At 47.4% G+C, this 12,628-nt stretch carries 9 protein-coding genes; 3 read left to right on the top strand and 6 right to left on the bottom strand.

The genetic code is table 11. The features are described from left to right. Positions 1–173: 173 nt before the first annotated feature. The 3 genes from D7D25_RS06950 (at position 174) to xylE (ending at position 4,525) form a co-directional block, all read left to right on the top strand. A complete protein-coding gene (locus D7D25_RS06950; protein WP_122968255.1) occupies positions 174–1,649 on the top strand; it encodes a xylulokinase in 1,476 nt (491 codons plus the stop codon). A gap of 37 nt (positions 1,650–1,686) precedes the next feature. Beyond that, positions 1,687–3,018: a xylose isomerase gene (xylA, locus tag D7D25_RS06945; protein ID WP_122968254.1), complete on the top strand. Its 1,332-nt coding sequence runs from the start codon at positions 1,687–1,689 to the stop codon at positions 3,016–3,018. Between the two features lie 115 nt (positions 3,019–3,133). Further along, positions 3,134–4,525 (top strand): D-xylose transporter XylE, encoded by a 1,392-nt coding sequence (gene xylE, locus D7D25_RS06940; RefSeq protein WP_122968253.1) that lies wholly within the window; start codon positions 3,134–3,136, stop codon positions 4,523–4,525. Here xylE and D7D25_RS06935 read toward each other — a convergent pair. The 6 genes from D7D25_RS06935 to D7D25_RS06910 form a co-directional block, all read right to left on the bottom strand. Beyond that, entirely contained in the window at positions 4,511–5,833 is a 1,323-nt protein-coding gene (locus D7D25_RS06935; RefSeq protein WP_122968252.1) for a glycerate kinase, read from the bottom strand. The two genes, xylE and D7D25_RS06935, sit on opposite strands and share 15 nt — an antisense overlap. A gap of 9 nt (positions 5,834–5,842) precedes the next feature. Beyond that, entirely contained in the window at positions 5,843–6,802 is a 960-nt protein-coding gene (locus D7D25_RS06930) for a GntP family permease (RefSeq protein WP_122968251.1), read from the bottom strand. Beyond that, positions 6,802–7,191 carry a GntP family permease gene (locus D7D25_RS06925; protein WP_122968250.1) on the bottom strand — a complete coding sequence of 130 codons (390 nt, stop codon included), beginning with the start codon at positions 7,189–7,191 and terminating at the stop codon, positions 6,802–6,804. The genes D7D25_RS06930 and D7D25_RS06925 overlap by 1 nt, the downstream gene beginning before the upstream one ends. A 195-nt stretch (positions 7,192–7,386) precedes the next feature. Continuing rightward, positions 7,387–8,382 carry a metallophosphoesterase family protein gene (locus D7D25_RS06920; protein ID WP_122968305.1) on the bottom strand — a complete coding sequence of 332 codons (996 nt, stop codon included), beginning with the start codon at positions 8,380–8,382 and terminating at the stop codon, positions 7,387–7,389. 176 nt (positions 8,383–8,558) lie between these two features. Continuing rightward, a complete protein-coding gene (gene ltrA / locus D7D25_RS06915) occupies positions 8,559–10,043 on the bottom strand; it encodes a group II intron reverse transcriptase/maturase (RefSeq protein ID WP_122968249.1) in 1,485 nt (494 codons plus the stop codon). 949 nt (positions 10,044–10,992) lie between these two features. Further along, positions 10,993–12,609, bottom strand: a complete 1,617-nt coding sequence (locus D7D25_RS06910; RefSeq protein WP_122968248.1) for a SusD/RagB family nutrient-binding outer membrane lipoprotein — start codon at positions 12,607–12,609, stop codon at positions 10,993–10,995. Between the last annotated feature and the right edge of the window lie 19 nt (positions 12,610–12,628).

The following is a 12,628-nucleotide window of genomic DNA, read 5'->3' as shown; positions in this document are numbered from 1 at the left end:
ATCACCATAGACGGAGGATTCAACGGATTTGTCATGTGATGATATTTTTGCTTCCTCTACAAGTGGAAATTGCACTGAATCTGCTGGGCTTTGTTCCGTGATCGCCTGGAGCGATGAGAAATGATCAAAGAAATGAGCATGTGAAATATAAATAATTTGTAAATCAATGAATGATGTATCTATTAGGATATGATATAGGCAGCTCATCCGTGAAAGCCGCGCTGGTGGATATTGAAACCGGAAAAACCGTGACATCCGATTTTTATCCCAAGGCAGAGATGCCGATGTATGCTGAACAGCCCGGATGGGCCGAGCAAGATCCGGAGATGTGGTGGACTAACCTGAGGTTGTCTACCGCTTCGTTACTCAAACAATCGAAAGCAGACCCTCAGGATATTAAGGCCATCGGTATTTCATGGCAGATGCACGGATTGGTGATGGTAGACAAAAACAGGGAGGTGCTACGTCCATCTATTATCTGGTGTGACAGCCGGGCAGTACCTTTTGGAGAGAAGGCTTTTCATTCAATCGGGCAAGAGAAGGTTTTATCCCATCTATTGAACTCTCCCGGTAACTTTACGGCCTCAAAACTGGCATGGGTAAAGGAGAATGAACCGGAGATATATGAGCGTATTTACAAGATCATGTTGCCGGGCGATTACATTGCCATGAGGTTGACAGATGAGATATCGGTTACTGTGGAGGGATTGTCCGAAGGAATATTCTGGGATTTCAAAGAGAATCGTCTGTCGCGGGAGATACTGGATCATTTCGGATTCGAGAAAGAGCTGATCCCCGATATAACGCCGGTATTCGGCATACAAGGCCGTGTGTCTGACTCCGCGGCAAGAGAGCTTGGTCTATCGCCCGGAACGCCGGTCAGCTACCGGGCAGGAGACCAACCCAATAATGCTGCTTCCCTGAATGTCTTTGATCCCGGAGAGATCGCTTCTACCGCCGGTACATCGGGTGTGGTTTACGGAGTACTGGATGAGGTAAGATATGATCCCTTTTCGAGGGTGAATATATTTGCGCATGTCAATCACAAACCCGATTTGACAAGATTAGGAGTTTTGCTTTGTATCAACGGGACGGGTATTCTGAATTCATGGATAAAGAAAAACATCATGCCGGGACAGGTAGATTACAATGAGATGAATGCACTTGCCGCGCGATCGCCCATCGGCGCAAGAGGCCTCTCGGTAATCCCTTTCGGGAACGGTGCGGAGCGCGTACTGGAAAACCGGAATGTGGACTGCTCATTCCATGGTGTTAATTTCAATATTCATTCCCGCTCCGATGTGTTGCGGGCGGCCCAGGAAGGAATCGTTTTTGCCTTCCAGTATGGAATGGAGATCATGCGGGAGATCGGGATGGATATCCGGGTCATTCGTGCGGGAAATGCCAATATGTTCCTCAGTCCGCTCTTCAGGGAAACGCTTGCCTCAGTAAGCGGCGCGGTCATCGAACTGTTCGATACCGACGGAGCGGCAGGTGCGGCAAAAGCTGCCGGTATCGGTGCGGGAATATATGCGTCGCCTACAGAAGCATTCTCCTCATTGAAGAAAATCATGACCGTGGAGCCCGATAATAAGAATAAAGGTCAATATATGAATGCATACCAACGCTGGAAATCCCTGATTTCATAAAATAATCAGTATAATAATCTTTTAATAAATTTACATTATGGACGTAGAAAAGAAAATAGAGGAATTTTTTCCCGGAATTGGAAAGATAGAATTTGAAGGTAAGGAGAGCAAAAATCCGTTGGCGTTCCGCTATTACGATGCCGAAAAAGTGGTTTACGGACGCAAGATGAAGGATTGGTTCAAATTTTCAATGGCTTATTGGCATACGCTTTGCGCCGAAGCGAGAGATCCGTTTGGAGTGGAGACCAAAGATTTTGAATGGAACAACGGTCGTGATGCGATGGAAAGAGCTAAAAAGAAAGTTGATGCCGGTTTCGAGTTCATGCGGAAAGTAGGTATCGAATATTTCTGTTTCCATGATGTGGATCTGGTAGATGAAGCCGATACTCTGGAGGAGTATGAAGCCAATCTCAAGACCATTGTGGCTTATATCAAGCGGAAAATGAGCGAGACCGGTATCAGGCTGCTTTGGGGCACGGCCAATGTCTTCGGTCACAAGCGCTATATGAACGGTGCGGCTACCAACCCTAACTTCCACAGTGTGGCTTATGCCGCCACCCAGATCAAGAATGCCCTGGACGCCACCATCGAGCTGGGAGGTGAGAATTACGTATTCTGGGGAGGACGCGAAGGTTATATGAGTCTGCTGAATACCGATATGAAACGTGAAAAAGAGCATCTGGCCATGATGCTTGCCAAAGCACGCGATTACGCCAGAGCAAAGGGTTTTAAAGGAACTTTCTTTATCGAACCCAAGCCGATGGAACCCACTAAACACCAATATGACTATGATGCGGAAACCGTGATAGGATTTCTTCGCGCCCATAACCTCGATAAGGATTTCAAACTGAATATTGAAGTGAACCATGCCACCCTTGCCGGCCATACGTTTGAACATGATCTGCAATGCGCCGCGGATGCCGGTATGCTTGGATCTATTGATGCCAACAGAGGTGATTATCAGAATGGATGGGATACCGATCAATTTCCTGTGGATGTGTACGAGCTGACACAAGCCATGCTTGTCATCCTGCAAAACGGAGGATTGCAGGGAGGCGGGACAAATTTCGATGCCAAGACCCGTCGTGATTCTACTGATCTGGAAGATATTTTCATCGCGCATATTGCCGGTATGGATGCCTTTGCGCGTGCTTTGGAGGCGGCCGCGGCCATCCTTGAGGAGTCGCCCTACACCCGGATGCGGAAAGAGAGATACGCCTCTTTCGACAGCGGCAAAGGCAAAGAGTTCGAGGAAGGGAAGCTCTCACTGGAAGAGATGCGTGCATATGCGTTGGCATCAGGACGTGAACCGGAACAGATCAGCGGCAAGCAGGAGTTGTATGAGGCAATTGTGAATATGTATATCTAAAACAAAACCTACAATGAAAGAGTAGTGTGTCCTGGTCTTCCTCCCCATCCGTCAGGAGGCTGAACCCATGAAGACTTTGTCGGGCACCCGCTTTCATTGTTTTATTTTCTGAAACATGATAAAACAGTATAATAAACCTTATTTGTTTGGTATCACAATGGTGGCCACCTTGGGGGGATTGCTTTTCGGGTATGACACGGCGGTTATTTCGGGAGCGGAGAAATCTATCGAAACCTTTCTTATCAGACCGCTGGGCCTGAATTCCCTGATACATGGAGCCACAGTGTCGAGTGCATTGATCGGTTGCATCATCGGGGGAGTTTTGTCGGGATTCTTTTCGAATCGCCTTGGACGTAAGAGGACATTATTATTTGCATCGCTACTCTTCTCCCTCTCCGCCTTAGGATCGGGTTATCCGGAAACATTCTTCTTTACCAGGGGAGAACCCTCGACAGAATTACTGCTGATATTTAATCTCTACCGTATCCTCGGCGGTATCGGGGTAGGGCTTGCCTCGGCAGTATCGCCCATGTATATCAGCGAGATAGCGCCGGCTGATATCCGCGGTCGACTGGTTTCATTCAACCAGTTTGCCATTATCCTCGGGATGTTGGTGGTGTACTTTGTGAATTGGGCAATCGCATATGGACAGAGTATGGAATGGATAAATGCCGTGGGATGGAGGTATATGTTTGCCTCGGAAGCTATTCCTGCGGCATTATTCGGGATTTTATTACTTCTGGTTCCCGAGACGCCGAGGTTTCTGGTGCTGTCAAACCGGAATGAACAGGCAATGTCGGTTTTGAACAAAATTTATAGCGACAAGCTGAAAACGCAAGCGGTTTTCTCGGAGATTAAGCACTCTGTGGGGCAGACAACTGAAAGGGCAAAGCTATTCTCATATGGGAAAATAGTGATAATTATAGGTGTTCTTTTATCGGTCTTTCAGCAATTCGTGGGGATAAATGTGGCGCTTTATTATGCTCCCCGTATTTTTGAAAGTATGGGAGCGGCCAAGGATGCTTCAATGTTGCAGACTATCGTAATGGGTTTTGTGAATGTTGTCTTCACCGTTGTCGCTATTCTTTCCGTGGATAAGTGGGGCAGGAAACCGCTTCTCATTACAGGATCGATAGGGATGGCCATAGGCATGTTTGCCATATCGGCATTGGCCTTTAATAACATTATAGGTGTTGGCACATTGATATTCATCATTATATATACAGCCTCATTTATGATGTCGTGGGGTCCGATCTGTTGGGTGCTGATATCAGAGATCTTTCCCAACAAGATCCGTGGGCAGGCCGTAGCGGTGGCCGTTGCTTTTCAGTGGTTCGCCAATTATTTGATTTCTTCTACATACCCTGCCATGATGGAATTCAGCAGTGGAATGACTTATGGTTTTTATGGGTTGATGGCTGTCATTTCAGCATTGTTTGTATGGAAGATGGTTCCTGAAACCAAAGGTAAATCGCTTGAAGAGATGGAGAAACTATGGAAGCGGTAAAGCTTTGATCACGACTACTACCATATCCATTACATTCGTCCGTGTGTTTCCGGTGATAATATGGCCGCCGGTTTGTTGGAAAAAATGGTAAGAATCGGAGTTTTGGAGAAAAATCCGGGGGTCGATATTTCTCTTCACCGCGGCAGCTACCGTTTCATTATCCACAACGGCGCCCGCGGCATCGGTCGGTCCGTCGGTGCCGTCTGTCCCCGCACATAAGATGGTGATCTGTTTCTCGCGGGCAATTTTAGTGGATAAATACAAAGCCAGGTGCTGATTGCGTCCGCCCGATCCATTTCCCGAGACTTTTACAGTCGGTTCACCCCCAAAAAGCAGGCAAACGGGCTTTTTGCCGGCAGTTTGTGGGTGATTTTCGATTGTTTTCAGAATAAAGTCAGCCACACTCGTATAATCTCCCTTCAACTTGTCGGTGACGATATGGGTCTTAAAACCAAGCTCATGGGCTTTACGCGACGCGCCTTCCAATGCCAGTAAGTTATTCCCGATTATGTGGTTTTGAACGTTCCTGAAAATAGCATCGTCCGGCTTGGGTGTTTCGGGAATCAAACCGGTCAGTCCTTTTTGCAAATGGTTCAGCATGGGAGGCGGGAAAGAATTTTCCAGCGAATAGTTCTCGACGACCGCCCACGCGTCTGCAAAAGTGCTGGTGTCGCCGAAGGTAGGGCCGGAAGCAATGACATCGAGGCGGTCACCGGTGACATCCGATAAAATCAGGCAAACGGTGGTTGCAGGATAAAGCGTTTTGGCAAGTTGACCGCCTTTCACCTTCGAAAGATGTTTGCGCACGGCATTTATTTCGCTGATATCGGCACCGCATTTTACCAGCAGTTCATTCGCGTGTCTCAGGTCATCGAGCGTGGTTGCTTCAGGGAAATCCGCCATCAGTGCCGACGCACCGCCCGATATGAGGCAGATCACCAGGTCTTCTTCACCGGCTTGCCGGGCAATGTCCACCATTTTTCGTGTCCCTTTCACGCCTTCGGCGTCCGGTATCGGATGTCCCGCTTGGGTAAGATTCAGGTATTTTAAACGGGTTTCGTGCCCGTATTTGGTGACAACGTGCCCCCCTGTTATTTTGTCGCCTAAAATCCGTTCGGTTTCCTTAGCCATTAAAGCGGCTGCTTTTCCGGCTGCCAAAACGTAAATATGCCTGAATCGGGATAACGGGTATGATTTACCGGCAATTTGCAGTATGTCACCACTCCGTTTTATTCGTGTTTGAATCAATTTTTCAGGCAAAACACTTTCAACCCCGGCGAGAAATATTTCTTCGGCTTTCTTTCTCATCTTATTTTATCACAATATAAAAAATGAAGTCAACCATACACACGCGAAGGTAACGATTCCCATCACGATGGTGGCCGTGGAATAGACTTTTAACGTGGTGTCGGAATTGATCCCGGAAAATCGGGCGACCACCCAGAAATAAGAATCATTGGCGTGAGACACCATCATTGAGCCGGCCCCCATCGAAATCATGGCCAGAAGTTTTCCGGTTTCCGAATCCAGTCCCAGTGCAGGTAACATGGGTGCGACGAACGATGCCGCAGTAATGACCGCGACGGTTGATGAACCCTGCGCGGTTTTCAGTATGGAAGCAATCAGAAAGGGAACAGCAAGGCCTAAGCCTGTTTGCAGAAAAAACTCTCCGGCATAAGCGCCCACGCCGGTCTCTTTTATCACCATGCCGAACATTCCGCCCGCGCCGGTTACGATAAGGATCGGGCCTGCTTTTTCTATGGCGGATTCAAGGATTGAATTGATGCTTTTCACCGCCCTGTTTTTCAATAAAAACAGTGATAAAAATGTGCCAATCAGCAGGGCAATAATAGGTTGTCCTATCAATGCCAACCCTTTCAATGCCAAATGGGTTTCGGGCACTTTCATTACCGCGAGGAAAGAGCCGATTGCTATAAGAATGAGTGGTGTGGCGATAGGTAATAACGAAAGACCGACCGGGGGCAATTGCTCTTGGCTCCCGATTTCACCTTTGGAGGGCTCTGTTTCTTGGTAGCTATCTTTCCTTGTTTGCCATTTGATCCAAAGAAATGCGGCTATGGAAGCGGGAATGGCAAAAAGTGTCCCCAGCAATATCAGCATGCCGATATTCGCGTTTAGAATTCCCGAAGCGGCCAATGCTCCGGGGTGTATGGGGGTGAGGCAGTGTACCGAATAGAGTGAAGTGGCCAAAACAAACGCGATAAAAGGCAATGCGATTCGGGCCTTCGTGCTGAATGATTTTACCAATCCACTCATTATAATATACCCCGAATCACAATAATATACCCCGAATCACAGAAAATGGGCAATCCCACGACAAATCCCGTAATGCCCATTGCTGAAGCGGCTTTACCCTGTCCTGTCTTCGACAGAATATAATTAGCGATGCTTATGGCACCGCCTGTCTTTTCCAGCACCACGGCAATAATCGCCCCGAAAATAATCAGAAACCCGATAGATGCCATGGTGCTCCCAAACCCCTCTTTAAGGACTTGGACCACATCTTTGTCGGGAAGGGTGATCATGGCCAACAACAGGGCCACGATAAACAGCGAAGCAAACGCGTTTAGTTTCGTCACCGAAGTGAGTAGCACGATAAGCGCGATGCTCAGCAGAACCAGCATAGAGAGCGTAACGATACTCATTTTATTCGACCTGAAATTGTTACAAAAATAACTTTAACTGAACAATATTCCCAGTATTTGTTAAACAAATTTCATGCATTGTTTATATTATTGATAATTAGATAATTAAATGTTTATTCATTTGAACAATTGAATATTCGTTGACAGAAAATAAATTCTGCCACCGAATAAGTAAGTATTTCTTTTATGAAAAAACTATTTCCCCGGATTGGTAAAGTCCGCGGGATATGAAACCTTGTGCCGAATGGTGCCATCTAACCGGTGGAGCCATGTGTCGAATTCCCGTTTTCCTTCCTTGAGCACTACTACGCGGGCTCCGTTGATTTCAGGGGTATAGGTGGTCTTCCAACCGCTGAAATGCCCGTAGGCCAAGGCTATACCATGGTAGTTTACTACATAATCATTCACGTGATCATGTCCCGCAAATGTGCCCATAACATCCCCCATCTCCTTCATCGATAAGAACATACCCGAATTGAGTTCGGGAGGACATTCGTCTTCCTTTCTTTCTCCATGGCGTATATTCTTTTCATCGTTGAACGCGAGCCGGTATTCAGGCAAGGGGATATGAAAATAGGCCAGGGCGGGTAGCGGCTGGAAATTGTTTTTGACGGTATAATGGATACTTTGTTCCCGATACCATCCTATCTGGCTGGTGGTTATCCAATGGTAACCACTTACATCGTCTATCGTGGAATAGGCTCCTGTATCGAAACAGTAGATCAGAGCTGCCTCTTTCAGTGGTTGTTCACTGCTATAGACCGGAATCACATTGTCCATTACCCTGCCTCTGCTCACGTCCGATAGCCTGTTGATGTTGAAAGGGTAGGAGGTGACAATATCAGCAATCTCTTCCCTTGTCACACCCTGTTCATGATCGTGATTACCCAAAGTCACGGCAAATGGTATCGCGCGCTCAATAACGAATTTGGTTACGGCATCCCAACCGTCCTTTACCGGTTTTCCCGTGACGATGTCGCCGGTAAATACCACCATATCAGGCTTCTCTTTATCCAGTATCCTGGGCATAAGCATCAGGGTTGTGTCCGATTTCGGATTCCCATGCATGTAATGCATGTCGGTGAACTGCACGATCTTGAAGGTCCCGTCTTCCTTAAAAGAGAGTTTCTGGGCATTCAACGTGAAAGCTATCACGATGAAAAGTGAGACAATGATCCATTTTTTGTGCATACAAATGAAATTATATTTGTTATGTAGGTCGGCGGCATTGCTGCCGCTTCCCCCATTAAGAACTGTACGTGCGACTTTCACCGCATACAGCTCCGATAATTCTAAATTTAATTCTCATAAAATTAAACCGGCTCACATTCACCGTTAAAGGTGCTTGCATTCCGATAAAGTTTGATTTACGCACGTTGGCGACAGCTTTTCACCTTTCGCCTCCTGAAATAGGCGTCCCAAGCCTGGTCGAACGGATTGGCTTCGCACTTTACCTTTATGTGACGTCTGATGGGAATATCCGCCAACTTGAGAAGTACAAAGATAGTTTTCTTATCTTTACTTTCACAGCTGAAAATCCAATCCCTGCTCCCATTGCCGACAAAGTACCTTTCCTTTATCCACTTTCGTGACTTGTTGGCGTGTCTTCGGTACGACCAGCGTTTCAACTGATTGATTAAAACATGGTCTATCCTGCTGAACACTTTCTTTGATACCACATGACTGTAATAGTTTCCCCAACCTCTGATTATCGGATTGAGTTCCCTTATCAGCCCCTCCTGTGCTGCCGTTTTGTTCTTTCCGAGCACAACTTCATGCAGCTTTTCGGTAAAGCGTTTCTGACTTTTCTTGGATGGTTTGATTAACAATGTGCCGTTGTACTTGCGCACGTTGAACCCAAGGAAGTCGAACCCCTTGCTGATATGTGTTATCCACGTCTTTTCCTCGGAGAGTGTGAGACCTCGCTCCCTTAAATAGCCGGTCAGCATTTTCTTTATCTCTTCCAGCGTTTCCCTTTTCTCCCCGGTTACTATGAAGTCGTCCGCATATCGTACAAGATTCACTTTGGGACAGTAAAGTTTTCCGTCCGCATACCTCACCTTATACTTCTCTTTCAGCATTTTTTCCATGCCGTCCAGGACCGCATTGGCGAGTGTGGGAGAGATGATGCCCCCCTGCGGCGTTCCTTCCGTTGTGGGTTGCGGCAGTTTATTGAACACCACTCCGCTCTCCAGCCACTTTTTTAATATTTGCTTGTCGATTTGTACATTATCGAGAAGCCACCTGTGGCTGATATGGTCAAAACATCCTTTAATGTCTCCCTCCAATATCCATTGGGGAGAGCATTTTCTGCTCAACCATCTATGCAGGGCGTCTATGGCATCCGCCGCACTCCGCCCTCTCCTGAACCCGTAGGAGTTGGCGTCCGCTTCTGTTTCCGTGACGGGCTCCAATGCCATCAGGTAAAGTGCCTGCATGGCTCTGTCCCTCATCGTCGGTATTCCCAGCGGTCTCATCTTTCCGTTTGCTTTCGGTATGTTGACCCTTTTTAGGGGCAGGGCTTTATACCCTCTCCGTTTCAAAGAACGTATCGCGCCTAATTTCTTGGCATCGGTGTTCCACAATATGCAGTCCACCCCCGCCGTGCGTTTCCCTTTATTGGAGGTCACTTTCCTTACCGCCAGGGCTTTGGCGTCGAAGGAGGTGACCAGGAGGTGTTGCAGTGCTTTCACCTTGCCGTACCTCTTTTCCCTCTGAGCCTTTGCTATTCGGATTTGCAGCTTTCTCACCCTTCGCTCACACTTTTGGAAATCAATTGCTTTCCAGGATGTGGCTCTCCGGGCTGAAGATGCACACCCGGCTTGCGCCTCGCTCCTTTGCCGTTTCTTCATTTTTCAAGTTCTGCCTTCCTTTCACAAAGAATTACCCTGCGGAAGTCTGCCCGCTTTCGCGTGAGGTAACCTTTAAACCTCTATCTCCCGCATTACACGGAAGCATTCGCTTTCTCCGCAATCCTTTACCCGCATTCCGTTCGGCTTCTCTCACGATTGGCTTACCCCGTGCACACGGGGAGAAATACGGGCTTACCAAGTTTCGCACAAGCAACTAACGACCGATTTAGAGTCCGCCCATCCACCGGCAGTTCGACATCCGTGTAGCCCTTCCATAAAGAGGGCTATCCTGACTGCTTGCCTTTTGGCATGGCTTGTAACATCCGTAAGCCAATTCTTTGTTACGATGGTGCAGTGGTTCACTTGTGTTACCCATGTCGGTCAGCCTAGCAGCTCTTCACGCAGGATGTTTGCGTTGAAGCCGCATTGTCGAGAGGGCTTCGCACCCGACCGTTACCAATCACGCACGCCTCTCTATGCTACCATTGACGGAACAATGGGTTCAGACATGATGCTGAACAATTACTTGTACGACCTCTTGTCGCACTTAGAGTACAAAGGTACTACTTCTTAAGCAAATCACAACGGTTCCTTCTAAGGAGGGGAATTGTTCCATGGTTGATAATGCTAGTACAAAGATAACATCCACAAAACGATAGATAAAACTTCAACTGTTAAATATTTCGTGTTCCATGGCTGGACATGCCTGATGCCCCGCTTTGAGGGTAGGGGATGTCATCAAGTGAGATCACTATCTTTTCATAATATCCCATGGGGTTGGAAATCGAATCGTAAGTGGTTCTATGTGAGTCTCTCTTGAAATAATTTGCTGTATTGGTAATTGAAACCAAGTGAGCAGCGGTATTAACCAGATAGATAAATGATGTCTCAAAGTAACGTGAACCCCAAAAGTTTTATCTGACTTTCGGGGCTCACTTCATAAAATTGCTTATTCTTTATCCCACCATATGCGGGAAGTCATTGTGTCCCCGTTATTCAAACGGCTGACGGCATCCTTGTAATTCATTCCATTACTTTGCGATTCGGATGCAGGATAGGTGAAACGACGAGGAATGGTTCCGTTAGTTACACTGTTCGGATATCCCTTATTCACCGGAGTAAGTTCCGGATAACCGGAACGGCGCCAGTTAGCGAATGTTTCGTATGCATCGCAGAAGGTGGTAATGTAATACTGCGTATTGATCAATTCTAGTGCGCGGTTTTCCTCGAATGGATTGTCTTGCAGATACTTGTTGATGGACGCGGAGGTGATGTATTGTTCATAGATGCTTTTGGCGTTTTCATAGAACGAGAATTGCTCCATGGCCGCCTTCACACCGGTCTCATAATACTCTTTTGCGCTCTTGCCGCCGGTGAGCCAACCGCGGTGCGCTGCTTCGGCCAGTAACAACTGGTTTTCGGCATAGGTCACGATCATGGTCGGCGCTTTCACATCGGAATAGGTATAGCGGTTGGGTAGTGAATAGACACTTCTGAAATTATCACCGGGATAACCAGGCGCTTTCGAGAGATCCCAATCGCCACCATTCAAATCATAACCTATCGGCATTCCTACTTGGATAGCCGGGTCGGGATTGCCTTTGTTGAAGTTGTCGGAGTCGTACTTTGCATCGGGGTTCTCGGCAACGACGACAGCAATCAGGGCCAGGCGGGGATCGTTGGTGTTTTTCAGCAAGTCCACGAAATACTCGCTCAGAAAGAAGCCAACAGGCTCCTCATGGGCGAAAACCTTTCCGTAAGGCTCGGCCGAGTCGTCAGCAGTAGTTCCATCCGTACGGTATAAGACGGCATTATCACTGGCTTGTTCTATGAGACCGTTGTTCACTGCTTTATTGACCCATTCCTGTGCCTTATCCGGCTCTACCTTGCTCAATCGCATGGCGACGCGCAACATGAGTGAGTTGGCGAATTTTTTCCATTTCGTTCCATCCCCGTTAAAATAGAGATCCGCATTTCCCAGTTGGCTACTGGCCGATATATTGATAGCGGCTTGCGCCTCGTCCAATTCTTTTAACAAGTCGTTATAGATATCTTCCTGTTTATCATATATGGGTTGGGTGATCCCTTCCCTGATACGGCCAGCTTCCGAATAGGGAATATCTCCGTAGAGATCGGTCATCCGGTGAAACAGGTACGCTTTCATAATGCGCCCCATCTGATAGTCGTTTTCAAAGCCCTCGACATCTTTCCGTTTCTCTATGAAATCGATGATGTCGCGGATGGCTCCACGGTCACCTTTATACAAGCCATCCCAAAATGCGGCGTTGAACGTTTCATTGTACGTATAAAAGACACCTTGCGCCCAATTTACACTGGTGGTCTGCTGCATCATGTTCGTCCCGTATATGATCCCGTTGCGCCAGACATCCCAGTTAGAGCCGAGTGTCTGCACCTGCACGCCGGAAAAAAGCAAGTTGTAGTCAAGGGTTCCTTCGTTCAAATGTTCCGGGTCGATATTGATATCACCGAAATCGCTGCAACTTGTGGTCAGTCCCGTCAGGGCGAATGCAGCCAATGTCAACTTCAAAAAAATATTTTTTTTCATTTTTTTCCTATTCTAAGAG

Origin of the sequence: Proteiniphilum sp. X52, assembly GCF_003712195.1 — a bacterium.
Taxonomy (GTDB): Bacteria; Bacteroidota; Bacteroidia; order Bacteroidales; family Dysgonomonadaceae; genus Proteiniphilum.
This window is presented reverse-complemented; position numbering and strand designations above follow the sequence as displayed.